This window comes from Hydrogenophaga bisanensis (assembly GCF_042665135.1).
Lineage (GTDB): Bacteria > Pseudomonadota > Gammaproteobacteria > Burkholderiales > Burkholderiaceae_C > Hydrogenophaga > Hydrogenophaga bisanensis.
Genome location: NZ_JBHTBX010000017.1, coordinates 21,206 through 43,379, shown reverse-complemented (window position 1 = coordinate 43,379; position 22,174 = coordinate 21,206). Strand labels below are relative to the sequence as shown.

Annotated in this window: 25 protein-coding genes, 1 tRNA gene and 1 pseudogene; 19 read left to right on the top strand and 8 right to left on the bottom strand. The window is 62.4% G+C overall.

All coding sequences use genetic code 11. From position 1 onward, the window contains the following. Nucleotides 1-40: 40 nt before the first annotated feature. The gene (lipB, locus tag ACFQNJ_RS17870) at nt 41-736 is read right to left on the bottom strand and encodes a lipoyl(octanoyl) transferase LipB (RefSeq protein ID WP_382259984.1); all 696 of its coding nucleotides are present in this window, start codon (nt 734-736) and stop codon (nt 41-43) included. Further along, nucleotides 736-1,020 carry a YbeD family protein gene (locus ACFQNJ_RS17865; RefSeq protein ID WP_374640838.1) on the bottom strand — a complete coding sequence of 95 codons (285 nt, stop codon included), beginning with the start codon at nt 1,018-1,020 and terminating at the stop codon, nt 736-738. Before ACFQNJ_RS17865 ends, lipB begins: the two co-directional genes overlap by 1 nt. Before the next feature lie 168 nt (nt 1,021-1,188). Between ACFQNJ_RS17865 and ACFQNJ_RS17860 the strand changes: the two genes are divergently transcribed. From ACFQNJ_RS17860 to ACFQNJ_RS17805, 12 genes are all read left to right on the top strand, one after another. After that, entirely contained in the window at nt 1,189-1,680 is a 492-nt protein-coding gene (locus ACFQNJ_RS17860) for an ATP synthase subunit I (protein ID WP_374640839.1), read from the top strand. 29 nt (nt 1,681-1,709) lie between these two features. Then, nucleotides 1,710-2,576 (top strand): F0F1 ATP synthase subunit A, encoded by an 867-nt coding sequence (atpB, locus tag ACFQNJ_RS17855; RefSeq protein ID WP_382259982.1) that lies wholly within the window; start codon nt 1,710-1,712, stop codon nt 2,574-2,576. Nucleotides 2,577-2,656: 80 nt separating this feature from the next. Beyond that, nucleotides 2,657-2,905, top strand: coding sequence for a F0F1 ATP synthase subunit C (atpE, locus tag ACFQNJ_RS17850; RefSeq protein WP_234264340.1), 249 nt, complete (start codon nt 2,657-2,659; stop codon nt 2,903-2,905). A gap of 128 nt (nt 2,906-3,033) precedes the next feature. Further along, on the top strand, nt 3,034-3,504 hold the full coding sequence (locus tag ACFQNJ_RS17845) for a F0F1 ATP synthase subunit B (RefSeq protein WP_374640841.1): 471 nt from the start codon (nt 3,034-3,036) through the stop codon (nt 3,502-3,504). 24 nt (nt 3,505-3,528) lie between these two features. Continuing rightward, the gene (locus tag ACFQNJ_RS17840) at nt 3,529-4,059 is read left to right on the top strand and encodes a F0F1 ATP synthase subunit delta (protein ID WP_382259979.1); all 531 of its coding nucleotides are present in this window, start codon (nt 3,529-3,531) and stop codon (nt 4,057-4,059) included. Between the two features lie 56 nt (nt 4,060-4,115). Continuing rightward, the gene (atpA, locus tag ACFQNJ_RS17835; RefSeq protein ID WP_374640843.1) at nt 4,116-5,672 is read left to right on the top strand and encodes a F0F1 ATP synthase subunit alpha; all 1,557 of its coding nucleotides are present in this window, start codon (nt 4,116-4,118) and stop codon (nt 5,670-5,672) included. Between the two features lie 28 nt (nt 5,673-5,700). Continuing rightward, the gene (atpG, locus tag ACFQNJ_RS17830; protein ID WP_374640844.1) at nt 5,701-6,567 is read left to right on the top strand and encodes a F0F1 ATP synthase subunit gamma; all 867 of its coding nucleotides are present in this window, start codon (nt 5,701-5,703) and stop codon (nt 6,565-6,567) included. Between the two features lie 46 nt (nt 6,568-6,613). Next, the gene (gene atpD, locus ACFQNJ_RS17825) at nt 6,614-8,020 is read left to right on the top strand and encodes a F0F1 ATP synthase subunit beta (RefSeq protein ID WP_374640845.1); all 1,407 of its coding nucleotides are present in this window, start codon (nt 6,614-6,616) and stop codon (nt 8,018-8,020) included. 59 nt (nt 8,021-8,079) lie between these two features. After that, a complete protein-coding gene (locus ACFQNJ_RS17820; RefSeq protein WP_374640846.1) occupies nt 8,080-8,496 on the top strand; it encodes a F0F1 ATP synthase subunit epsilon in 417 nt (138 codons plus the stop codon). Between the two features lie 124 nt (nt 8,497-8,620). Beyond that, nucleotides 8,621-9,193, top strand: a complete 573-nt coding sequence (locus ACFQNJ_RS17815) for a Crp/Fnr family transcriptional regulator (RefSeq protein ID WP_374640847.1) — start codon at nt 8,621-8,623, stop codon at nt 9,191-9,193. Then, nucleotides 9,190-10,290 (top strand): YheT family hydrolase, encoded by a 1,101-nt coding sequence (locus tag ACFQNJ_RS17810; RefSeq protein WP_382259975.1) that lies wholly within the window; start codon nt 9,190-9,192, stop codon nt 10,288-10,290. The genes ACFQNJ_RS17815 and ACFQNJ_RS17810 overlap by 4 nt, the downstream gene beginning before the upstream one ends. Further along, nucleotides 10,290-10,856 carry a DUF2946 family protein gene (locus tag ACFQNJ_RS17805; RefSeq protein ID WP_382259973.1) on the top strand — a complete coding sequence of 189 codons (567 nt, stop codon included), beginning with the start codon at nt 10,290-10,292 and terminating at the stop codon, nt 10,854-10,856. Before ACFQNJ_RS17810 ends, ACFQNJ_RS17805 begins: the two co-directional genes overlap by 1 nt. Before the next feature lie 76 nt (nt 10,857-10,932). Here ACFQNJ_RS17805 and ACFQNJ_RS17800 read toward each other — a convergent pair whose 3' ends face one another. After that, nucleotides 10,933-11,460: a c-type cytochrome gene (locus tag ACFQNJ_RS17800; RefSeq protein ID WP_374640850.1), complete on the bottom strand. Its 528-nt coding sequence runs from the start codon at nt 11,458-11,460 to the stop codon at nt 10,933-10,935. 140 nt (nt 11,461-11,600) lie between these two features. Between ACFQNJ_RS17800 and ACFQNJ_RS17795 the strand changes: the two genes are divergently transcribed. From ACFQNJ_RS17795 to pstS, 4 genes are all read left to right on the top strand, one after another. Beyond that, a tRNA-Arg gene (locus ACFQNJ_RS17795) sits at nt 11,601-11,676 on the top strand. 152 nt (nt 11,677-11,828) lie between these two features. Next, on the top strand, nt 11,829-12,509 hold the full coding sequence (locus tag ACFQNJ_RS17790; RefSeq protein WP_382259971.1) for an AraC family transcriptional regulator: 681 nt from the start codon (nt 11,829-11,831) through the stop codon (nt 12,507-12,509). Between the two features lie 28 nt (nt 12,510-12,537). Next, the gene (locus ACFQNJ_RS17785) at nt 12,538-13,449 is read left to right on the top strand and encodes a DMT family transporter (RefSeq protein ID WP_382259969.1); all 912 of its coding nucleotides are present in this window, start codon (nt 12,538-12,540) and stop codon (nt 13,447-13,449) included. 242 nt (nt 13,450-13,691) lie between these two features. After that, nucleotides 13,692-14,789: a phosphate ABC transporter substrate-binding protein PstS gene (pstS, locus tag ACFQNJ_RS17780; protein ID WP_382259967.1), complete on the top strand. Its 1,098-nt coding sequence runs from the start codon at nt 13,692-13,694 to the stop codon at nt 14,787-14,789. A gap of 110 nt (nt 14,790-14,899) precedes the next feature. Here pstS and ACFQNJ_RS17775 read toward each other — a convergent pair whose 3' ends face one another. The 3 genes from ACFQNJ_RS17775 to ACFQNJ_RS17765 all read right to left on the bottom strand — a co-directional run bounded on the left by ACFQNJ_RS17775 (nt 14,900) and on the right by ACFQNJ_RS17765 (nt 16,634). Beyond that, nucleotides 14,900-15,097, bottom strand: coding sequence for a hypothetical protein (locus tag ACFQNJ_RS17775; RefSeq protein WP_382259965.1), 198 nt, complete (start codon nt 15,095-15,097; stop codon nt 14,900-14,902). 116 nt (nt 15,098-15,213) lie between these two features. Continuing rightward, nucleotides 15,214-15,879 (bottom strand): transmembrane anchor protein, encoded by a 666-nt coding sequence (locus tag ACFQNJ_RS17770; RefSeq protein ID WP_382259963.1) that lies wholly within the window; start codon nt 15,877-15,879, stop codon nt 15,214-15,216. Between the two features lie 17 nt (nt 15,880-15,896). After that, entirely contained in the window at nt 15,897-16,634 is a 738-nt protein-coding gene (locus tag ACFQNJ_RS17765; RefSeq protein WP_417450361.1) for a HupE/UreJ family protein, read from the bottom strand. Nucleotides 16,635-16,975: 341 nt separating this feature from the next. Here ACFQNJ_RS17765 and ACFQNJ_RS19355 point away from each other — a divergent pair, with 341 nt between their 5' ends. From ACFQNJ_RS19355 to ACFQNJ_RS17750, 3 genes and pseudogenes are all read left to right on the top strand, one after another. Next, entirely contained in the window at nt 16,976-17,449 is a 474-nt protein-coding gene (locus tag ACFQNJ_RS19355; protein WP_417450359.1) for a metal-sensing transcriptional repressor, read from the top strand. After that, entirely contained in the window at nt 17,446-18,489 is a 1,044-nt protein-coding gene (locus ACFQNJ_RS17755; protein WP_382259961.1) for a DMT family transporter, read from the top strand. Before ACFQNJ_RS19355 ends, ACFQNJ_RS17755 begins: the two co-directional genes overlap by 4 nt. A 102-nt stretch (nt 18,490-18,591) precedes the next feature. Then, nucleotides 18,592-19,237, top strand: a pseudogene (locus ACFQNJ_RS17750) (cation diffusion facilitator family transporter); the annotation flags it as partial. On the opposite strand, the gene ACFQNJ_RS17745 reads toward ACFQNJ_RS17750, so the two are convergent. Both ACFQNJ_RS17745 and trkA read right to left on the bottom strand, forming a co-directional pair. Next, nucleotides 19,212-20,684 (bottom strand): TrkH family potassium uptake protein, encoded by a 1,473-nt coding sequence (locus ACFQNJ_RS17745; protein WP_382259959.1) that lies wholly within the window; start codon nt 20,682-20,684, stop codon nt 19,212-19,214. The pseudogene ACFQNJ_RS17750 and the gene ACFQNJ_RS17745 sit on opposite strands and share 26 nt — an antisense overlap. Before the next feature lie 5 nt (nt 20,685-20,689). Then, nucleotides 20,690-22,081 carry a Trk system potassium transporter TrkA gene (gene trkA / locus ACFQNJ_RS17740; protein ID WP_382259957.1) on the bottom strand — a complete coding sequence of 464 codons (1,392 nt, stop codon included), beginning with the start codon at nt 22,079-22,081 and terminating at the stop codon, nt 20,690-20,692. Nucleotides 22,082-22,174: the final 93 nt, after the last annotated feature.

Here is a 22,174-nt window from a genome sequence, read left to right as displayed (position 1 = left end):
GCGCCCGGGGGCGCGGCGTGGGGCAGGCAGGGAAGATCGTTCAGGGAGACAGTGTGGCAGACAAGCGCCCGGAAAGCACCTGGGCCACTTCATCTGGTGAAATGACAATTCCTATTGTAGAAAGATCCACCGTCTGCAGGCCCTGATACCCACACGGGTTGATGCGGAAAAACGGAGCCAGATCCATGGCCACGTTCAGGGCCACACCGTGGTAAGTGCAATGGCGGCTGACCTTGATGCCCAGTGCCGCGATCTTGCCGAGGCCTGAAAAATCCGGTGCGGGTGGCTGCGCGGCGTGTGGGTCACGCTTCATCGGGCGCTGGGGCAGCAGGGCGTGGCTGCCCGGATCGTCCAGCCGCACATAGATGCCCGGAGCACCCGCCACCCGGTGGCCCGTCACCCCGAAATGGTCCAGCGTGCGGATCACCGCTTCCTCGATGCGGAAGACATATTCCTTGACGTAGTAGCCAGCGCGCTGCAGATCCACCAGCGGGTAGGCCACCACCTGGCCAGGACCATGGTAAGTCACCTGCCCGCCCCGGTTGGTGCGCACGACAGGCACGTCACCAGGCGCCAGCAGATGATCATCCTGGCCAGCAAGGCCTTGCGTGTAAACGGGAGGATGCTCGCACATCCATAGCTCGTCTGGCGTGTCGGCCCCGCGCGTTGCCGTGAAGGCCTGCATGGCCTCATAGGTGGGCTTGTACGGTACCTGGCCCAGCCAGCGCGTCTGCATCACAGGACGTACTTGACCAGCGGGTGGCTGGTGAGCGTGCGGTAGACCTCGTCCAGTTGCTCGCGGGACGTGACTTCGATCGACACGGTCAGCCCCAGGTAGTTGCCCGCCCGGCTGGGACGATGCTCAAGGCTGTCTTCGTCAAACGCAGGTTCGAAGCTGCGCGCGATCACCACCATGGCCGACACGAACTCGGTCGTGTTGGCACCCATGACCTTGATCGGAAAACGGCAGGGGTAGGTGATGAGCGACTGCTCGGGGGGGATCTCGGGCGGCTGTTGCATGGTGGAATTATCCGGCGCCATTGACGTCTGCACCGATCATGAGGCCATTGACGGTCGGCTGGGGTTTCTACGTATAATGGGCGGCTTTGCGAACCATCGCATCCGTTTGTAAACCGCCTGTAATTTGCCATGACGACAATGCCCAGGCCCCAACAGAGGCCTGAGCCGGTGAACAGGTCAGACAAAGACAACGCGGCTGACGATTGGGAAGATGGGGCGCAGGAACCTGAATTCAAGCCACTGACGCGCGAAGAGGCGCAGCAGTGGCGGGCCAGCCAGCCAAGGCTTTCGCTTTGGATGCTGGTCGGGGTGCAGTGGCTGGTGGGCATCGGTTCGGCGGTGCTGGCATGGGTGCTCACGCAGCGCATGCCGGTGGCCTGGTCGGTGCTCTATGGCTCGGCAGCGGTGGTGATTCCGTCGGCATTGATGGCCTACGGTCTGACCTCCAGTGCCCTGTCCCGGCTGTTGGCGGGTGTGGCGCAAGCCGCGTTTGCCGGCTTCCTGTTGTGGGAAGGGGTCAAGATTCTTCTGGCGGTCGCCATGTTGTGGCTGGCGCCGAAGGTGGTCCCTGAACTCAGCTGGCTCGGCCTGGTGGCCGGGTTGATATTGACTCTGAAGGTCTACTGGTTTGGATTCTGGTTCCAGACCCGTCGTCCCTGAATAACCATCGTTGACTGGCGAAAACGAACATGGCTGCAGAAGGCACTCTCACGGCAGGCGATTACATCCGCCACCACCTTGTTCACCTGACGAACAAGAAGCAGGAATCCATCGTCGACTTCTCGGTCATCAACATCGACTCGGTCGTTGTCAGCCTGACCCTGGGCATCCTCGTCTGTTTCTTCCTCTGGCGTGCCGCCCGTCAGGCCACCGCTGGCGTGCCGGGCCGCTTCCAGGCGGCCGTCGAGATCCTCGTCGAGATGGTCGAAAACCAGGCCAAGTCGGTGATCCACAATGCCCAGAGCCGCAAGCTGATCGCGCCCATGGCGCTGACGGTCTTCTGCTGGATCTTCATGATGAACTTCATGGACATGATTCCGGTCGACCTGTTGCCGCAAATCTGGCACTCGGCTGGCCCGGCCATGGGCTTCAAGGACTACCTGCGCGTGGTCCCCACGGCGGATCTGTCGACCACCCTGGGTTTGTCCGTCTCCGTGCTGCTTCTGTGCGTGTTCTACAACATCAAGATCAAGGGTCTGGGTGGCTGGACACATGAACTGGTGACTGCGCCTTTTGGCACCAGCAAGAACCCCGTGTGGGCGCTGCTGCTGGGCGTGGTCAACTTCCTGATGCAAATGATCGAGTTCGTGGCGAAGACCGTTTCGCACGGCATGCGGTTGTTTGGCAACATGTTCGCGGGTGAGCTGGTGTTCATGCTGATTGCGCTGCTGGGTGGTTACGCTGCCCTCTCGCTCGGCGGGGGCCTGTTCTTCGTCGGGCACCTGATCGCCGGTACGGTATGGACCTTGTTCCACATCCTGGTCATTACCCTGCAGGCGTTCATTTTCATGATGCTGGCCCTGATCTATCTGGGGCAGGCGCATGACGCTCACTGACGCGAACCGGTAGGCCGCGCTCGGGTTTCTTTCGTTTCCTTTCTTTCTTCAACTCTTCTTTCTTTCAACTAGGAGTCATCATGGAAAACATTCTGGGTCTCGTCGCTCTGGCTTGCGGTCTGATCGTTGGTCTGGGTGCCATCGGCGCCTCGATCGGTATCGCCCTGATGGGTGGCAAGTTCCTCGAGTCTTCCGCTCGCCAGCCTGAGCTGATGAACGACCTGCAGACCAAGATGTTCATTCTGGCCGGTCTGATCGACGCCGCCTTCCTGATCGGTGTGGCCATCGCCCTGCTGTTCGCGTTCGCCAACCCGTTCGTCCTGGCTTAATGGTTTTTGCTGCCGAGCCCGGCGGCGCCTGACGGACCGGCCGACAACTCCCGGTCCGCGCGTTTCTTTCCGGCCGGCGCTGCAGCAAGCGCGTCACCACTCTTGTCAACACACAGAAAGGCGTTGCGATGAACATCAATGCAACCCTCTTCGCGCAGGCCATCGTCTTTGCGATCCTGGTGTGGTTCACGATGAAATTCATCTGGCCACCGATCGCCAAGGCTCTCGATGAGCGTGCACTGAAGATTTCCGAAGGTTTGGCTGCCTCCGAGAAGGCCAAGACCGAGCTTGCAGCCGCCAACCAGCGTGTCGAAGCCGAGCTGAGCCAGTCGCGCAACGAGGCGGCCACCCGTCTGGCCGATGCCGAGCGGCGCGCCCAGGCTGTGATCGAGGAAGCCAAGGCGCGCGCCAGCGAAGAGGCTGCCAAGATCGTGGCCGCCGCCCGTCAGGAAGCCGACCAGCAGATCGTCAAGGCCCGCGAAACCCTGCGCGAGGAAGTGGCTGCGCTGGCTGTCAAGGGCGCGGAGCAAATCCTGCGCCGTGAAGTCAACGCTGGCGTCCACGCCGAGTTGCTGGGCCGTCTGAAGACCGAGCTCTGATCCGCAGGCATTCAAAGGTAGACCATGGCCGAAATCGCCACCATCGCCCGCCCCTACGCAGACGCCCTGTTCAAGGCAGCAGGCGCCGATGCCGCCAGTGCGCTTGCCTGGCTCGATGAACTTGCTGCCGTGGCGTCCAACGCCCAACTGCTGCAGTTTGCCGACAACCCCAAGACCAGCGTCGAGCAGGTCCATGGTGTCATCACCGGTGTGCTCAAGACGGCGTTGCCGGCCATGGGCCAGAACTTCCTGAAGACCGTCCTTGAAAACGGTCGGCTGGCAGCTCTGCCCGGGATCGCCGCCCAGTTTCATGCACTGGTCAATGCCCAGCAGGGCACGTCCGACGCCGTGGTCTACAGCGCCTTCGACATCGGCGCTGCCGAGCTGGCCGATCTGGCGGTGGTGCTCGAGAAGCGGTTCGCCCGCAAGCTCAAGCTCCAGGTGCAACTGCAACCCGATCTGATCGGTGGCGTGCGCGTGGTGGTCGGCGACGAGGTGTTCGACACCTCCGTCAAGGCCCGACTGGAACAAATGAAAGTGGCCCTGACGGCTTGAGCCTTCCGGATTCACACCTCTGGCCCGCATCCCTTATTTGAAAGAAGGAAAGAGTCATGCAACTCAATCCCGCTGAAATCTCTGAACTGATCAAGTCCCGCATCGAGGGCCTGGCTGCTTCGACCGACGTGCGCAACCAGGGCACCGTGGTGTCCGTGACCGACGGTATCGTTCGCGTGCATGGCCTGTCGGACGTGATGCAAGGCGAAATGCTGGAATTCCCGGCCAACAAGGATGGCGTGCCTTCCTTCGGCCTGGCCCTGAACCTCGAGCGCGACTCCGTCGGCGCCGTGATTCTGGGTGAGTACGAGCACATTTCCGAAGGCGACACCGTCAAGTGCACGGGCCGCATTCTGGAAGTGCCCGTGGGTCCCGAACTAGTCGGCCGCGTGGTCAACGCGCTGGGTCAGCCCATCGACGGCAAGGGCCCGATCAACGCCAAGATGACGGACGTGATCGAGAAGGTTGCTCCGGGCGTGATCGCCCGTAAGTCGGTGGACCAGCCGGTGCAGACCGGCCTGAAGTCGATCGACTCGATGGTGCCCGTCGGCCGTGGCCAGCGCGAGCTGATCATCGGCGACCGCCAGACCGGCAAGACCGCCGTGGCCATCGACGCCATCATCAACCAGAAGGGTCAGAACATGACCTGCGTGTACGTCGCCATCGGCCAGAAGGCGTCGTCCATCAAGAACGTGGTGCGCGCCCTGGAGCAGGCCGGCGCCATGGACTACACCATCGTGGTGGCTGCTTCCGCGTCCGAATCGGCCGCCATGCAGTACCTGTCGGCCTACGCTGGCTGCACCATGGGCGAGTACTTCCGCGACCGTGGTCAGGACGCCCTGATCGTGTACGACGACCTGTCCAAGCAGGCCGTGGCCTACCGTCAGGTGTCCCTGCTGCTGCGCCGTCCCCCGGGTCGTGAAGCCTACCCCGGCGACGTGTTCTACCTGCACAGCCGTCTGCTCGAGCGTGCAGCCCGCGTGAACGCCGACTATGTCGAAGCCTTCACCAAGGGCGAAGTCAAGGGCAAGACCGGTTCGCTGACGGCACTGCCGATCATCGAAACCCAGGCCGGCGACGTGTCCGCTTTCGTGCCGACCAACGTGATCTCGATCACCGACGGTCAGATCTTCCTGGAAACCAGCCTGTTCAACGCCGGTATCCGTCCCGCCATCAACGCCGGTATCTCCGTGTCCCGCGTCGGTGGTGCCGCCCAGACCAAGCTGATCAAGTCGCTGTCCGGCGGTATCCGTACCGACCTGGCCCAGTACCGCGAACTGGCCGCTTTTGCGCAGTTCGCCTCCGATCTGGACGAAGCCACCCGCAAGCAGCTGGACCGCGGTGCCCGCGTGACCGAACTGCTCAAGCAGGCCCAGTACGCCCCGCTGCCCATCTCGCTGATGGCCGCCACGCTGTTCGCCGTGAACAAGGGCTACATGGACGATGTGGATGTCAAGAAGATTCTGTCGTTCGAAGCTGGTCTGCATGCCTTCCTGAAGGACAAGCACGCTGCCCTGCTGGCCAAGCTCGAGAACGACAAGGCCATGGACAAGGACGCTGAAGCTCAGCTGACCGCCGCCATCGCCGACTTCAAGAAGACTGGCACGTACTGACCCGCCCTTGGCGAGCTAAGGAGCAGCAATGGCAGCAGGTAAGGAAATCCGCGGCAAGATCAAATCGGTGGAAAACACCAAGAAGATCACCAAAGCCATGGAAATGGTGGCCGCCTCCAAAATGCGCAAGGCGCAGGACCGCATGCGTTCGGCCCGGCCCTACAGCGAGAAGGTGCGTCAGATCGTGGGCAACCTGAGCAAGGCCAACCCCGAGTACACGCATCCGTTCATGGAGCGCAACGACGCCAAGACCGCCGGTTTTGTGGTCGTCACCACCGACAAGGGTCTGTGTGGCGGCCTCAACACCAACGTGCTGCGCGCCGTGACCAACCAGCTCAAGGAGCTGCAAGGTCAGGGTCAGGGCGCCGAGGTGGTGGCCATCGGCAACAAGGGTCTGGGCTTCATGAACCGCGTGGGTGCCAAGGTGGTGTCCAGCGTGACCAGCCTGGGGGATACCCCCCATCTGGAGAAGCTGATCGGCCCCGTCAAGGTGCTGCTGGATGCCTACACCGAAGGTCGCATCAACGCGGTCTACCTCTGCTACACCAAATTCATCAACACGATGAAGCAGGAAGCCGTGGTCGAGCAGTTGCTGCCCTTGTCGTCCACCGAACTGCAGTCGGGTGCCGGTGGCAGGGATTGGGACTACATCTACGAACCGGATGCGCCGGCGGTGATCGACGAGCTGCTCCTGCGCTACGTCGAGGCCCTGGTCTACCAGGCGGTCGCTGAAAACATGGCGTCCGAGCAATCGGCCCGCATGGTGGCCATGAAGGCCGCGACCGACAACGCCGGTAACGTCATCAGCGAACTCAAGCTGGTCTACAACAAGACCCGCCAGGCCGGCATCACGAAAGAGCTGTCGGAAATCGTGGCCGGCGCTGCGGCGGTCTGATCCCCGGCGCTCAACTGAAATCTAGAGAAACTCAAAGGTACACATCATGTCTCAAGCACAAGGCAAGATTGTTCAGTGCATCGGCGCCGTCGTGGACGTGGAATTCCCCCGCGACCAGATGCCGCGCGTTTACGACGCCCTGAAGATGGAAGGTTCCGCCCTGACGCTGGAAGTCCAGCAGCAGCTGGGCGACGGCGTGGTCCGCACGATTGCGCTGGGTTCGTCCGACGGCCTGCGCCGCGGCATGGTGGTGACCAACACCAACGCCCCCATCACGGTGCCGGTCGGCAAGGCCACCCTGGGCCGCATCATGGATGTGCTGGGTCAGCCGATTGACGAGCGCGGCCCCGTGAGCCAGGAACTGACGTCCTCCATCCACCGCAAGGCTCCGGCCTATGACGAGCTGTCGCCGTCGACCGAACTGCTGGAAACCGGCATCAAGGTGATCGACCTGGTCTGCCCGTTCGCCAAGGGCGGCAAGGTGGGTCTGTTCGGTGGTGCCGGTGTGGGCAAGACCGTGAACATGATGGAGCTCATCAACAACATCGCCAAGGCGCACTCGGGTCTGTCCGTGTTTGCCGGCGTGGGTGAGCGTACCCGTGAAGGTAACGACTTCTATCACGAGATGGCCGATTCCGGCGTCGTGAAGCTGGACAACCTGGCCGAGTCGAAAGTGGCCATGGTCTACGGCCAGATGAACGAGCCCCCGGGCAACCGTCTGCGCGTGGCCCTGACCGGTCTGACCATTGCCGAGTCGTTCCGTGACGAAGGCCGTGACGTGCTGTTCTTCGTGGACAACATCTACCGTTACACCCTGGCCGGTACCGAAGTGTCCGCCCTGCTGGGTCGTATGCCTTCCGCCGTGGGCTACCAGCCGACGTTGGCCGAAGAAATGGGCCGCCTTCAAGAGCGGATCACGTCCACCAAGGTGGGCTCGATCACCTCGATCCAGGCCGTGTACGTGCCTGCGGACGACCTGACCGACCCTTCGCCGGCCACGACCTTCGCCCACTTGGACTCCACCGTGGTGCTGTCGCGTGACATCGCTGCACTGGGTATCTACCCTGCCGTGGACCCGCTGGACTCCACCAGCCGCCAGCTGGACCCGCTGGTGGTGGGTCAGGAGCACTACGAAGTGGCCCGCGCCGTGCAAGGCACGCTGCAGCGCTACAAGGAACTGCGCGACATCATCGCCATTCTGGGCATGGACGAACTGGCTCCCGAAGACAAGCTGGCCGTGGCCCGCGCCCGCAAGATCCAGCGTTTCCTGTCGCAGCCGTTCCACGTCGCCGAAGTGTTCACCGGCTCGCCCGGCAAGTACGTGCCGCTGTCGGAAACCATCCGCGGTTTCAAGATGATCACCGCCGGTGAGTGCGATCACCTGCCCGAGCAGGCCTTCTACATGGTCGGCACGATCGACGAGGCGTTCGAAAAGGCCAAGAAAGTCGCCTAAGTGCGGGGCCCTTCGGGGCTCTCCACTGAGACCACTTTCCCCTTTTCACAGGAGCAACTATGAGCACCATCCACGTCGATGTGGTCAGCGCCGAAGAGTCCATCTTCTCCGGCGAGGCCAAGTTTGTGGCGCTGCCCGGCGAAGCGGGCGAGCTCGGCATTCTGCCCGGGCACATTCCGCTGATCACCCGCATCAAGCCGGGTGCGGTGCGCATCGAGAAGGCCGACGGGGACGAGGAATTCGTGTTCGTGGCCGGCGGCATTCTGGAGGTGCAGCCCAACCGCATCACGGTTCTGTCCGACACGGCCATCCGCGGCCATGACCTGGACGAGGCCAAGGCCAACGATGCGCGCAAGCAGGCCGAGGAAGCCGTCAAGAACGCCAAGAGCGATATCGACCTGGCCAAGGCCACGTCGGAGCTGGCGGTCATGGCGGCACAGATCGCTGCCCTGCGCAAGTATCGCCAGAAGAAGTGAACCTGGCTCGGGATGCATGCCCGGCGCCCAGAAAACCGGCCGTTCGCGGCCGGTTTTTTTTTGAGCCGCCAGTTTGCATCCCTTCGGACAGCCGCACTACCATTGCAACGAGCAGTCTCCCGCCATGACGTCCATTCTTGAAAGCCCCGACCTGAGCCCCGAAGAGGTGGCCGCGCGTCTGCTGGTGACCCCGTCGGCTCTGGATGACCTGACGTTGGCGGATGCGGTGAAGATTGTGGGTTATATGCGACCCAAACGGTTTGCGGCCGGCACCGTCTTCATCCGTGAGGGGGAGGTTCGTCGCAACGATTTCATGCTGCTGGTGTTGGAGGGAGACATTTCCGTGGACAGCGCCAACCCTGGCGATGGGGAGCCGCTGGTCTATGACGTTCTAGGTCCCGGTAGCCTGATCGGCGAAATGGGCATGCTGGACGGTGGACCCCGGTCAGCCAACTGCACCGCGGTGACGGATGTGGCTGCGGCCATCCTGACCCGCACGGCCCTGATGCGATTGCTCAGGGATGATCCGCGGGTCGGCTCGCGCCTGTTGTTGGCCATCACCAAACGGCTGTCCGATCACCTGCGAGAGACCACCCGGAAGTTGCGAACCTTCGCCCAGATGAACAAGGCCTTGCAGGAAGAATTGCTGATCGTGATGAATCGACGGGTAGGTCCGGCGGGGTCTGCGGGACGATGATCCGTACGCCCACAACGTGGCACGCCAGGGACAACCGGGTGGCCCCGCATGAAAGAACGCATCCAGTCGCGCCGCTGGATGACCGGTATCGGGCGCCACGCTGGCTGCCCGGTGGCAATGCGCAGACCCTGTGGTCCGCCGTCCTCGCACGGCGCCACATCGGGCCACCTCCGCACTGGCGCCGTGAGCGCTGGACCACCCCTGACGGTGACTTCATCGACGTCGACTGGACCACACACCCGGTGAAGGAGGGGGCGCCCCTGCTGGTGCTCTTTCATGGCTTGGAGGGTTCGTCTTCCAGCCAGTACGCCGTGGCGTTTGCCGACTGGGCAGCGCGTCAGGGTGTGCTGATGGCGGTTCCACACTTTCGCGGATGCTCCGGCGAACTGAACCTGGCACCGCGCGCCTACCACTCTGGCGATCACCAGGAAATCGACTGGATCCTGCGTCGATTTGCCGACATGCAGCCAGAGCGACCGCGGATGGCGGCGGGCGTGTCGCTGGGTGGCAATGCCTTGATGAGGTGGGCGGGTGAGCACGGTGCCGCGATCCAGGGGGTGGTGGGTGCCATCGCGTCGGTCTGTTCGCCACTGGATCTGGCCGCGGGTGGGCATGCCATCGGGCGAGGCTTCAACCGCCTGGTCTATACGCGGGTGTTTCTCAACACCATGGTGCCCAAGGCCCTGCGCAAGTTGCAGCAGCATCCGGGTCTGTTCGATGGTGAAGCGCTGCGGCGAGCCCGCGATCTGTACGAATTTGACAACCTGTTCACGGCGCCGCTGCACGGCTTTCGCAACACGGATGACTACTGGCGCCGGGCATCGGCCAAGCCCTGTTTGTCGGCCATCCGCGTGCCGGCCCTGGCGCTCAATGCGCTGAATGATCCGTTCGTGCCCGCCGCCTCACTGCCCTGCGCCAGGGAAGTGGGTCCTTGCGTGACCTTGTGGCAACCGGCTCATGGTGGACATGTGGGGTTTCCGGCGTCACTGCCCCGCTGGCGTCTGCCGGGGCATGTCCTGACCATGCCGGAGGCGGTGGGTGCTTGGTTGCTCAGTCATGCTGTGTCGAAAGAGACGGCACAGCCGCAGGAGGTGTGATGGATGAGATGGTGAAGGCTGCCATGGCCAAGTGGCCCCAGGTCCCGGCCTGCTATGGCTGGCTGGGACTGGATGCGCGGGGGACGTGGTACATGCGCGATGACCGCACCCAGGCAGCGGGACCGTTTGCGCCGCTGTCGGGCGAGTCGACCAAGGTGTCCAAGGGCGCGCCCCTTTTGCACGACAAACTGATCGCGTTCATCCACCGCAACTACCTGCCTGACGATCAGGGACGCTGGTTTTTCCAGAACGGTCCGCAACGCGTGTTTGTGGAGCTTGAACTCACCCCGCTGATCTGGCGGCTTCAGCCCGACGGCCGTGTGCTGGCGCATACCGGTATGGATGCCGGACCGCTGCAGCGATGCCTGCTGGACGAGTGGGGTCGGCTCTACCTCCAGACGGCGGCGGGCTTGGGTCTGGTCCACACCGCCGACATGGACAGTGCGGCCGATCGGGTCGAGCGCGGCGAGTGGGTGCCGCAAGAGGTGCGCTCAGCGGATCTGGAGCGGCTGGGCGGCTTCATCCGCAGCCCGCAGCGGGCTCAGCAGTCAGACACACCAGCCTGAACCGATCGGGTGATCCGGCAACAAAAAACCGGCTCGATGGCCGGTTTTTTTGTTGGGCAGCATTGCCGCCGGGCAATTACTTGGCGGCCTCTTCAGCAGGCGCCGCTGCGGCAGGCGGGTTGGGCACGTCGAACTTGCCGCCACCGGCGTTGGCCAGGTGCACCACGGCACGGCCAATCTCGATGTCGGAGAAGGCGCCGCCACCCTGGGCACCCATGGCGCCCTTGCCCTTGAGAGCGGAGTTGAGCAGGGCCTCGTAGCCAGTGGCCACCCGGGCCGCCCAAGCACCGGCGTCACCGAACTTGGGGGCACCGGCCAAGCCAGCGTCGTGGCAGGCCGCGCACTGGGCCTTGTAGACCGCGTCACCCGCCTGCAGAGGGCGGTTGGCGTCGCGCAATTCCACCGAACCCACTTTCTGGATGCGGACCGCCGTGGCCAGCTCCTGATCGACCGCACCAGCGGCGGGCTTCTCACCCCGGGTCACGAAGTAGACCAGACCGATGATGATGAAGACCGGAACCACGAAGGAGAAGAAGGACGTCCACAGCAGCTGGGCGGGCGTCTTGATGGGGCCGGTGTGAGAGTCGTGCGCGTGATCGCTCATGTTGTCCTCGGGGTCGCGAAACGGGGCCAGGGAGTGTGGGGTGGGGCCCGGCCCGAAGCGGGCAGGGAGCCAGCGATTATAAGGGCCGGGGCCTTTGAGCCAACTTGCTCGGGTATGCCCTGCTAGAATGCAGCTTGGTTGCGGCTGTAGCTCAGTGGATAGAGTATTGGCCTCCGAAGCCAAGGGTCGTGGGTTCGATCCCCGCCAGCCGCGCCAACATCTATGACTCACGTGGGTTTCTCATGCCCGCGCCACAGTCAGACCTTCTTCCTCGACTCAACAAGTGCTGCTGCCATGGGCCAACTGGGCGCATCTGTGGCCAAAATCCTTCGGACGCACGCAGTTCGGACTGTTGGTAAGCTTGCGGCGTGAACACCGTTCCTACCGGATCGACCTTGGTGCGGTGCTATGACCGTGAGAGTGGCACGCATGCGCACGAGCATGCGCAGGTCCTGTTTGGCGTCGGCGGAACCCTGCAGGTCGAAGTCGCAGGGCATGCCGCCTGGGTGGACGCGACCTGTGGTCTGGTGGTGCCTGCAGGGGCTATTCACGCCCATTGCGCCACATCAATGGCGCGGGTCCTGGTCATTGATGACCTGACCGGACCTGCCACGGAGCGCCTGCGGCGATTCGAGCTTCCACCGGGTTGGTCCAAACATAGGTTCGCCTTTGACGCTCTTCTGGACACGCTGTTGGGTGCCACCACGATCAGGCAACGGCGTCGCATTGACCTGGACGCGCTTGCCGAGCGAATCGATGCGGATCTGGCGCGCGACTGGACGGTGGCCGACCTTGCCGAGGCCTGTTGCCTGAGTCCGCAGCGCCTTCGGGCGCGCTTTGCCTCGGGCCTGGCTCAATCTCCCATGGCTTTTGTGCGGGCTCGGCGACTGAGGCGGGCCGAGGAGTTGTTGCGTCGTGGCTTTGCACTGGATACCGTTGCCGTGCAGGTAGGCTATGCGAGCGCCAGCGCCTTGTCCGCCGCATTGCGCCGTGAGTGCGACCTTGGCGCCAGGGACCTTCGGAGAAAACGAGCGTTTCTCGAAAGTTGAGCGCCTGACCCGCACCACAATGCGGGCCATGCAAGTTGCTCATCGTCCGTTGCTGGGTGTGGCCTGTGTGATCGGAGCCGCCGTTCTCTGGGGCACCACCGGGACTTCGCAGGCTTTGGCAGGCGGCACCCTTTCGTCGTTGTGGTTCGGTGCACTACGGCTGGCCTTTGCCGCCTGTTTTTTCGTGGTTTTTGCCGCCGCCACGGGTGGCCTGACACGGCGTGCCTGGAAGGATCTTCCGCCAACGGTCGCCCTTGGCGCCGGACTGTGCATGGCTGCCTACAACCTGACTTTCTTTGCCGGCGTAAAGCTCACCGGGGTGGGGGTAGGCACCGCCATCGCCCTGGGCAGTGGCCCGATCTGGGCAGGACTGCTGCAGGCGGTGTTCCAACGCCAGCCACCCACGGGTGCCTGGTGGCTGGGAACGGTGGTCGCAATCGTGGGCGGCGTGCTGCTGTCGGCTGGGGGTGGCGTGCAGTCGATCTCGGCAACAGGGGTGGTGCTGTGTCTGGCCTCGGGGCTGTCATACGCCGTCTACACCCTCTTGAACAAACGCGTGGTCGGCCTCGCCCCCGCATCATCGATCACGCTCGCCGCCTTTGGCGTGGCCGCCTTGGTGGCGTTGCCGGCGGCCACTTTCCAGACGGGATTGCCGCATGTTGGTAGCAGCGATCTGGTTGCGGTCGCCTACACGGGCGTGGTGACGGCGGGTGTGGGCTACCTTCTGTTCAGTTTCAGCCTGCATCACGTCCGGCCAGCCACCGCGGTGACACTGGCACTGACCGAGCCCGTCGTGGCCTTCGTGCTGGCGGTGCTGGTACTCGGTGAACCGACAGGCATGGCTGCCACGATCGGTCTGACGCTGGTCGTGGCGGGGGTGCTGGGTGTGGTGCGCAGCGAGCTGTCTTCGATTCGTGGTGGCTCTCGCGCCAAGTCGTGAGATGACTCCTGGCCGATGATCCGTTGAACCCGAAGGTACCAGGGCGCGTGCCTGGTTTGCTGTCAGGGTGCCTCGTGCTTGGCCTGATCGGCCAGGCAGTTCAAGTTTTTAGCCGCACCCCCGGGTGGACTGATGGGCTACCTGCTGGTGGTAGCGGCCGCAGCCACTGCCGAATTTGTGGTTTCTCGCCCCTACAATCACGCCGCCCTGACGCAGGCCCCCACGCGCTCTCAACGTTCGTCATGAAATCACTGACCGTACCTTTCATCCAACTCCCGCTGGCCTTGACGATGTTGCTGTATCTGCCCGCCCATGCGCAGACTGTCGAGGTGGTCGGTACCGGTGCGACCTTCCCTGCCAAGGTATACGTCCAGTGGGCAGCAGACTATGCCAAGAAAACCGGCCAGCCGTTGACCTACAAGCCGGCAGGCTCTTCAGCAGGGGTCAAGGGCATCACGGAGCGCACGGTCGATTTCGGCGCGACCGACGTCCCGCTCAGTCAGGCCGAACTGGACAAACGCGGTCTGTTTCAGTTCCCTACCTTGGTGGGCGGCATTGTTCCCTTCGTGAATCTGCCGGGCATCGCTGCCGGAGAACTCCGGCTGGATGCAGTGACCTTGGCCCGAATCTGGGCGGGGGACATCACGCGCTGGAACGACTCGGCGGTGAGGGCCTTGAATCCTGGACTGACTCTTCCCAATCTGCCCATCCAGCGGGTGGTTCGAAGCGACGGATCGGGAACCACCACCGTGTTTGTCGAGTATCTGAGGACGGCTGCGCCTTCCCAGGCCGCTGCCATCGTGCCGGACGGTGGGCGCGCCAGGTGGCCAGGCGAAACGATCGGTGCCGACGGTTCCAGCAAGTTGGTCGCGGCGGTCAAGGCCACGCCAGGGGCCATTGGTTATGCATCGTCCGACTACTCGATCCGAGACAACTTGAGTGGTGTGGCTCTGCTCAACCGTCGGGGAGAGTATGTCCAGCCGACATTGCCGGCATTCAAGGCGGCCATCGTGGCAGGCGCTCTCTTCAAGAACCAGCTTGAGCCCACCTCGCTGCTCAACGTCGATGGGGTGGGTGTCTGGCCCATCGTGACCGCGACTTACGTGTTGGTGTCCCGAGAGCCGGAGTCGCTGGAGCGTGCCAGTCGCACGCTCAACTTCTTCTACCAGTCGTTCTTGCTGGGGGACCGAGCGGTTGCGGGGACAGGATTTGCCCCTTTGCCCATTGCCACACAGGCGCGCATCGTTCGCCTGCTGACCACCTTCAAGACACCCAGCGGTCAAACCGTGCCAGTCATGGGAGCCTCCAGCGGAGAATCAATGGTGGCCATGCAGCGTTAAGGACATTCCTGAAGAAACTTGCTGGCCAGAACCACGGGTGGATATGCGTTGCCTGTTGATGCGACCGATCCAACGATCCTCGATGAATCTACGTATGCCTGAGGCTTGCATCATTTACTTGACGTATCTTCGGAGTCACCAGAGTCATCAGAAGCGCAACGCCTTGTCAGGTGTTCCGGCAGCCACTTCATCTGCCGGGCATCGCTCCAGTTGACGCCATAGAGTACCAACTGCTGCGATGGCGTTCCATCAGCTTGCCATGCAGCATGCACTGAAAACTGCTTGTCAGCGTCTGGCTCGTCCAGCATGAATTTTCATTGTGACCACCAGAGGTCATGTCGTACAGGCTTCAGGATCGGGTACCGACCATTCGTTCAGGCGAAGCGATGGGGATGCCGCCAGTGGACAGCATCCCCATTCCGGATCATTTCACCCGCTTGATGTCGCTGTAGGCGCCGCCGGTCTTGAGCACCACGGTGACATCGGCCTGTCCCCGGTTGCGCCAGAACCAGCCGTGGTTGCCGGTGAAGGCTGCCACCAGCTCACCTTCGTCCGATCCCACACCGCGTCCCTTTTCGTAGCTGATGGATCGCCCCGGGGCGTCACCGTGCGTGTCGAAGTTCACAACCCCGCCTTGCACGGTCCAGGAGAACAAGGCTTTCTCGCCTTCCTTCATCTTGAGCTTGATCTCGGTGCCTTGGCCTGGGGTCAGTGTGAACGTCATTTCGTCCCTCCACGCGTGATCTCCTGCAGAGTCCGCACTGGGGGCAGGCTGCGAAACGCTTGGGGCTGAGGCTGCTGGTGCCGGCGTTGATGCCTGGCTGGCGGCTGCTGACTCTGTCGGTGGCGAATGCGAGTCCTGAGTGGCCGCCGCATCTTCCGCAGCCTCTTTGGCCAGCCGGGTCTTGATCTCGCCCATCTCGGTCAATCCCAAGGCCCGGCCAATGCCCGTGGGGTCGACCCCGTACTCGGACGGGAGGACCACGGTGTAGAGAAGGACCACGGCAGAGACCGCAGCGATGATGGTGGAACGGATGAGCTGCCGGGTCGAGGGCAGTTCGGCACGGGAGGGAATGTCTGTGTTGTACATGGTGTTCAAACCCGAATTCATTGAGAGACGATGTAGCCGGTCAGTTGCATGCCCACCAGAATGAACCCGGCGGCCATCATGGCCACGTTGGCGCTGTAGGCGTAGCGCGCAAAGCCTGCGGTTCGGCGCCAGTAACTGATGCCGATCAGGATCACGGACAGCGCGAGCAACTGCCCGATCTCCACCCCGACGTTGAACGCCAGCAGGTTGGGCACAAGGCCATCGCGTGAGATCTCGTATTCCTGGATCTTGGTGGCCAATCCAAAGCCATGGATCAGACCAAAGATCAGGGTGGCCACCTTCGTGTTGGGCTGAACCCCGAACCAGCGCTGAAACGCTCCCAGGTTATCCAGCGCCTTGTAGACCACCGAGAAGCCGATGACCGCGTCGATCAGGTAGCTGTTGATCCCGATGTTGTAGTAGACCCCCAGCACCATGGTGGTGGAGTGCCCGATGGCAAACAGGCTGACATAGACCGCAATGTCCTTGAGCTTGTAGAGGAAGAAGATGACCCCGAACAGGAACAGGATGTGGTCGTAGCCGGTGGCCATGTGCTTCGCACCCAGATACGTGAATGGCAATAGGTGCACACCGGAGATCTCCTGGATGTACCCCTTGTCGCCCTGGGTCACGGCGTGGGCGAACACATCGGCAGAAGTGAAAAGAAAAAGGGCCAGAACCAGCAAGTTGGCCATGGCAGGGTCCAGCCGCGCCCATGGCGAGGCACGCAGCCGGTCATAACAAAGGCTGAGCATTGAAACTCCGAGGTGAAAAAAGCAAACGTCCCGGACCGCGTGCGCAGCCCGAACCCGAGAAGCAGGGACAGGGTCAGGCGCGCGGGGGACGTTCCAGGCCATCGAGCGATGGCGATGGCCCGGAGCTAGCTGGGCGAGCCCGCCAGATGGCAACCGGCCCATTCAAACCGGGGAGGCTTTGGGGTAATGCGTGCGCATGATCGTGGCTGTGATCACCTGCGTGATGCGAATGGCTGTCAGCAGGCGCCGGGACATCGTCCTCATGGCTATGACCATGTCCACTATCCAGGTCCCAGGATTCAGAGTGATCCAACACGGCAAAAGCGGCGGAGCCGTGCGACTTGACCAACCCCCAGGGCGTGATCAAGGCGCCCATCAGCATCACCAGGGCGGTCAAGAACGCTGCAAAGCGATCGCCGCCAGCCCACCAAGCGCTGGGCAGATTTCTTTGGCTAAGGGCATTGATCATCGGTGAGAAGCTCACTTCAACACCTTTTATTGTAACCTCTGGGGGAGGATATCCTGAACTACAAGAGATCATCAAGATGCACACCCATGAAACCCACCCGGCCGTGATCAAACGCCTGCGACGTGCGGGAGGCCACTTGAGCAGCGTCGTCAAAATGCTTGAAGACGGTAAGCCCTGCCTGGAGGTGGTCCAGCAGTTGCAGGCCGTCGAGAAAGCCATCACCCAGGCCAAGAAGACGCTGATTCAGGATCACCTGGACCATTGCCTGAGCCACATGTTGGACGCCCAGGGCCAGGCACAGCCTGACTCCCTGGACGAGTTCCGTCAGATCACCAAGTACCTATGAATGCCAGCGTGGGCTTCGCGCTGGGGGCGGCTGCCCTGTTCGGCCTGAGTACGCCCATTGCCAAACTGTTGCTGGGCTCAGTATCCCCGGTACTGCTGGGCGGACTGCTGTACCTGGGTAGCGGGGTCGGTCTGATCGCCGCTAGGTTCTGGCGTGACAAGGGTTGGCAGATCACAGGGCTAAAGTCGGGCGAATGGCCCTGGCTTGCTGGCGCCATCGTCTTCGGAGGGGTTCTGGGGCCTGTAGCTCTGATGCTGGGCCTCCAACGCACCGCAGGGTCGACAGCATCCCTGCTTCTCAATCTCGAAGCCGTGATGACGGCCGTACTGGCCTGGGTGGCGTTCAAAGAGAACGCGGACCGCAGAGTGGTGGTGGGGATGCTGGCCATCGTGGCGGGCAGCGTGATCCTGTCGTGGCCCACCGGCGGTTCGACCGACAGGGAGCTTGGATGGGGCGCCGGGCTGATCGTGTTGGCCTGTCTGTGCTGGGCCATCGACAACAACTTCACCCGCAAGGTGTCTGCCTCGGATGCACTCTTCATTGCGGGAAGCAAAGGCCTCGTGGCCGGGTGTGTGAATGTCTCCATCGCCATGGCCGTTGGAGACTCATGGCCCCCATTGCCCACCGCGTTGGGCACCATGGCGGTGGGGTTTTTGGGTTACGGGGTGAGCCTGGTGCTGTTTGTTCTTGCGCTTCGGGGACTGGGAACCGCTAGAACGGGCGCGTACTTCTCGGTGGCCCCGTTCATCGGCGCCCTCGTATCTTTGATGTTGCTGGGCGAATCGGTGGGGTCTGCCTTCTGGGTGGCCTCTGGTTTGATGGCCTTAGGTGTCTGGCTGCATCTGACAGAGCGACATGAGCACAAACATACTCACGATCCCATGGAACACACCCATCCCCATTTTCATGATGAGCATCACCAGCATGTGCACGACTTCGCGTGGGATGGGCAGGAGCCGCATGCGCATGAGCACAAGCACCCTGCGATGACGCACACGCATCCGCACTACCCCGACATTCATCATAGGCATGTCCACTGACATGAACACGATGGGAAAGCGGATTGCCCAGACCATCAATCAGCGACGAAATCTCTTCAAGTCAATTCGATGAGCAATGACCCGTTGGCTGCATGGCAGCATGACCTGGTTTGTGCGCTGATCCTGGGGCAGTCGCATGAGCACGGACACGGACATGGTCACGGGCATTCGCACGGCCACGGCCATGCAGACCATGATCACGATGGCCACCATCATCATTCAGACCTTAACCTCAAGTCCGCCTATCTGCATGTGATCGCCGATGCCGCCACCTCTGTGCTGGCCATCGTGGCGCTGCTGGGCGGCTGGTTTTTTTGGCTGGATGTGGCTGGATCCGTTGATGGGCATCGTGGGTGCGGTGCTCGTGGCGGTGTGGGCCATGGGACTGATCGTTGAAACCGGAAAGGTCCTGCTGGATCGCGAGATGGATCATCCCGTGGTGGACGAGATTCGTGAAGTCATTGAGTCGCCACCCGGGCAAGACGTGACCCGCATTACGGATCTTCATGTGTGGCGTGTCGGTCAGAGCGTGTACTCCTGCGCGCTGACGGTCGTGACCAGAGACCCCGCTTTGACCCCTGTGATGATTCGCGAACGGCTGTCCGTGCATGAGGAGATCGTGCACTCGACCATCGAGATTCATCTCGTGACCGACTCACCGTCCGTCCGAATTCATCTTCTACCGGCACAAGGTGTGACTCAACCTGGCAGCCGGCCACCCATCACTTCCGCCAGTACCCGCGTGTAAACAACACCAGGAACGACAGCATCTCCAGGCGACCGAGCAGCATGGCCAGCGTGCACACCCAGGTCTGGAAGTCTGTCAGTCCCTGGTAGTTACCGGAGGGGCCGATTTCATTGAGACCTGGCCCCATGTTGTTGACGCTGGCGACCACGGCCGAGAAGGCGGTGTCGAAGGAGAGATCGCTGAGCAACAGCAGCATCGTCAAACCGATGATGGTGCCGCCATACACCAGCATGAAGCCCAGCACGGCGAAGATGGTGCTGTTGTCAACCACCTGACTGCCCAGCGTGACCGGATTGACTGCACGTGGGTGAATGATGCGCGACATCTCGCGTCGGGTCTGCTTGATCAGGATCACGATGCGGACCATTTTGATCCCGGCCCCCGTCGAGCCGGCGCTGGTGGCTACACCCGAGAGCATGATCATGAACAGCGGGGCGAACACCGGCCAGGTGGTGTAGTCGACCGTGGCATAGCCGGTGGTTGAGCCGATCGACACCACGTTGAACAGTGCCATCCGAAGCGTCTCAAACGGGTCTGACGTGGTTCCTTTCACCAGCAAGAGACCGGTGATGAACAGGCTCGATCCCACAAGCATCAGCATGGATCCACGCCATTCAACGTCCCGCCATATGCGCCAGGGCTGTCGCTTGATCAGCGCCATGAAATACAAGGCAAAGTTCCCGCTGGCCAGCAGCATGAAGACGATGGCGACCCATTCCAGCGTCGGCGACTGGAAGAACCCGAAGCTCGCATCGTGGGAAGACAACCCACCCAGACTGAGGGTGGTGAACATGTGCATCCATGCATCCAGCGGCGACATGCCGCCCAGCCAATAGGCGGTCACACAGGCCAGAGAGAGCAGGACGTAGACCGACCACAGGCCTTTGGCTGTCTCCGTGATTCGGGGTGTCAGCTTGGCATCTTTCATTGGCCCGGTGGCTTCTGCCCGGAACAGCTGACTGCCCCCCGAGCCCAGCATGGGCAGGATGGCCACGGCCAGCACCAGAATGCCCATGCCCCCCAGCCACTGAAGGAAACAGCGCCAGAGGTTGATGGATACGGGCAGCTGGTCCAGGCCGGTGTACACCGTGGAGCCCGTGGTGGTCAGCGCTGAGACGGCTTCAAAGTAGGCATCGGTGAAGGTGGTGGGCGTGCCCGCCAGTTCGAAATACGACAGCAGGGGTATGCAGGCCACCAAGGGCAGCAGGGTCCATGCCAGACCCACCAGCAGGATACCGTCTCGGGCCTGCAGCTCCTGCTGCTTGCCGCGGCGGGAGGCCAGGTACCTGAGAAAGACGCCGCAGGCGAGTGTTGCCGCAATGGCGGCCGGGTAGGCCAGCAACGCCCCATCGTCTGTCCACCAGGAAACCCCCATGGGCACCAGAATCGTCAGCCCGAACACCATGAAGATGGCACCGAGCACCGGAGCAACACGAAGAAAGGGCATGTTGGTCAACCGAAGAAGGTGGCGCTGACCTGAAAGAGCTTCTCCACCTGACGCACCAGACGCTTGTTCGGGATGAAGATGATGATGTGATCGTTGGCCTGGATCACTGTGTCATGGTGTGGCATGAGTACCTCGGAGTCGGGGCCTTCGCCGCGAACGATCGCGCCGATCCTTGCCCCACTGGGCAGCTTGACTTCCTGAACCAGCCGACCCACCAGTTTGGAGGTCTTGACGTCGCCGCGCGCAATGCCTTCCAGTGCCTCAGCCGTACCGTGGCGCAGGCTGTGAACGGCCGCGACGTCCCCTTGGCGCAGGTGGGCGAGCAACTCACCGATCACGGTCTGTGCGGGAGATATCGCAATGTCGATGGTGCTGCCCTGCATCATGTCGGCATACGCCCGCCGGTTGATCAGCGAGAGCACCCGGTTGGCGCCAAGGCGTTTGGCCAGCATGGCCGACATGATGTTGTCCTCGTCGTCGCTGGTCAATGCCAGGAACATGTCCATGTCACCCACGTTCTCGTCCAGAAGCAGGTCTTCATCGGCGCCGTCGCCATTGAGGATGAGCATCTCCGATGGAAGCTGGCTGGCCAGGTACTCGCATCGCCGGCGATCACGTTCGACAATCTTGACTTCGCACTGCCCCGCCAGGCTGCGTGCCAGCCGCAACCCCACCTTGCCGCCACCTGCAATCATCACCCGGCGCACCGGTTCATCGATGTTGTGGATGGCGCCGAGCACATGCCGGATCATCCGCGTGTCGGCCAGCACGAATACCTCATCGCCCGGCAGGATGCGCGCGTCGGGTGTTGCTGGGACCTCAGCGTCCTGCCGGTAGAGCGCCACGACCCGCATCTGCACCTGCGGAAAGCGCTCACGGATCTCTCCAATGGGATGACCCACCACGGCGCCACCATCGGCCGCACGCACAGCAATCAGCGAGACGCGCCCGTCCGCAAATTCCAAGACCTGAAGGGCTTCAGGGTAGCTGATGAGTTGGTGGATGTAGCGCATCACCGACTCTTCCGGGCAAATGACATGATCCACCGCAAAGCCGCTCTTGCCCAGCAATTCGTCGCCTTCCTGGAATTCGGGAGACCGCAGTCGGGCGATGGTGGCGGGCACATTGAAGACGTCGTGCGCCACCTTGCAAACGACCAGGTTGGCTTCGTCGGCGGCCGCACAGGCGATCAGCATGTCGGCATCGCGGGCGCCTGCTTCTTGCAGGACGGACGGCTGAATGCCATTGCCGACCACACCGCGCAGATCGTGCTTTTCTTCCAGGAGCCGCAGCCGCGCAGGGTTCTGGTCGATGACGGTGATGTCGTTCTGTTCTGAAACGAGACTCTCGGCCACGCTTTCGCCGACCCGACCCGCGCCGAGGATGATGATCTTCATGATACGAAATGATACGCCTGCGCTCGACACCCTAGACTGGGTTTGGTCTGGTAGACCGTGGGCAGTTTTTCTTCCTCAACAAGGTGTGTGTGA

Excerpts from the sequence above, each read along its gene's own strand:
- ACFQNJ_RS17765 (WP_417450361.1), bottom strand. The coding sequence starts at position 16,634 with ATGCTCAGCCTTTGTTATGACCGGCTGCGTGCCTCGCCATGGGCGCGG.
- ACFQNJ_RS17800 (WP_374640850.1), bottom strand. The coding sequence starts at position 11,460 with ATGAGCGATCACGCGCACGACTCTCACACCGGCCCCATCAAGACGCCC.
- ACFQNJ_RS17840 (WP_382259979.1), top strand. The coding sequence starts at position 3,529 with ATGGCCGAAATCGCCACCATCGCCCGCCCCTACGCAGACGCCCTGTTC.
- lipB (WP_382259984.1), bottom strand. The coding sequence starts at position 736 with ATGCAGACGCGCTGGCTGGGCCAGGTACCGTACAAGCCCACCTATGAG.
- ACFQNJ_RS17815 (WP_374640847.1), top strand. The coding sequence starts at position 8,621 with ATGACGTCCATTCTTGAAAGCCCCGACCTGAGCCCCGAAGAGGTGGCC.
- ACFQNJ_RS17805 (WP_382259973.1), top strand. The coding sequence starts at position 10,290 with ATGGATGAGATGGTGAAGGCTGCCATGGCCAAGTGGCCCCAGGTCCCG.
- trkA (WP_382259957.1), bottom strand. The coding sequence starts at position 22,081 with ATGAAGATCATCATCCTCGGCGCGGGTCGGGTCGGCGAAAGCGTGGCC.
- pstS (WP_382259967.1), top strand. The coding sequence starts at position 13,692 with ATGAAATCACTGACCGTACCTTTCATCCAACTCCCGCTGGCCTTGACG.
- ACFQNJ_RS17770 (WP_382259963.1), bottom strand. The coding sequence starts at position 15,879 with ATGTACAACACAGACATTCCCTCCCGTGCCGAACTGCCCTCGACCCGG.
- ACFQNJ_RS17845 (WP_374640841.1), top strand. The coding sequence starts at position 3,034 with ATGAACATCAATGCAACCCTCTTCGCGCAGGCCATCGTCTTTGCGATC.
- atpB (WP_382259982.1), top strand. The coding sequence starts at position 1,710 with ATGGCTGCAGAAGGCACTCTCACGGCAGGCGATTACATCCGCCACCAC.
- atpE (WP_234264340.1), top strand. The coding sequence starts at position 2,657 with ATGGAAAACATTCTGGGTCTCGTCGCTCTGGCTTGCGGTCTGATCGTT.
- ACFQNJ_RS17775 (WP_382259965.1), bottom strand. The coding sequence starts at position 15,097 with ATGCTGGACGAGCCAGACGCTGACAAGCAGTTTTCAGTGCATGCTGCA.
- ACFQNJ_RS17755 (WP_382259961.1), top strand. The coding sequence starts at position 17,446 with ATGAATGCCAGCGTGGGCTTCGCGCTGGGGGCGGCTGCCCTGTTCGGC.
- ACFQNJ_RS17820 (WP_374640846.1), top strand. The coding sequence starts at position 8,080 with ATGAGCACCATCCACGTCGATGTGGTCAGCGCCGAAGAGTCCATCTTC.
- ACFQNJ_RS17785 (WP_382259969.1), top strand. The coding sequence starts at position 12,538 with ATGCAAGTTGCTCATCGTCCGTTGCTGGGTGTGGCCTGTGTGATCGGA.
- atpG (WP_374640844.1), top strand. The coding sequence starts at position 5,701 with ATGGCAGCAGGTAAGGAAATCCGCGGCAAGATCAAATCGGTGGAAAAC.
- ACFQNJ_RS17745 (WP_382259959.1), bottom strand. The coding sequence starts at position 20,684 with ATGCCCTTTCTTCGTGTTGCTCCGGTGCTCGGTGCCATCTTCATGGTG.
- ACFQNJ_RS17810 (WP_382259975.1), top strand. The coding sequence starts at position 9,190 with ATGATCCGTACGCCCACAACGTGGCACGCCAGGGACAACCGGGTGGCC.
- atpA (WP_374640843.1), top strand. The coding sequence starts at position 4,116 with ATGCAACTCAATCCCGCTGAAATCTCTGAACTGATCAAGTCCCGCATC.
- atpD (WP_374640845.1), top strand. The coding sequence starts at position 6,614 with ATGTCTCAAGCACAAGGCAAGATTGTTCAGTGCATCGGCGCCGTCGTG.
- ACFQNJ_RS17865 (WP_374640838.1), bottom strand. The coding sequence starts at position 1,020 with ATGCAACAGCCGCCCGAGATCCCCCCCGAGCAGTCGCTCATCACCTAC.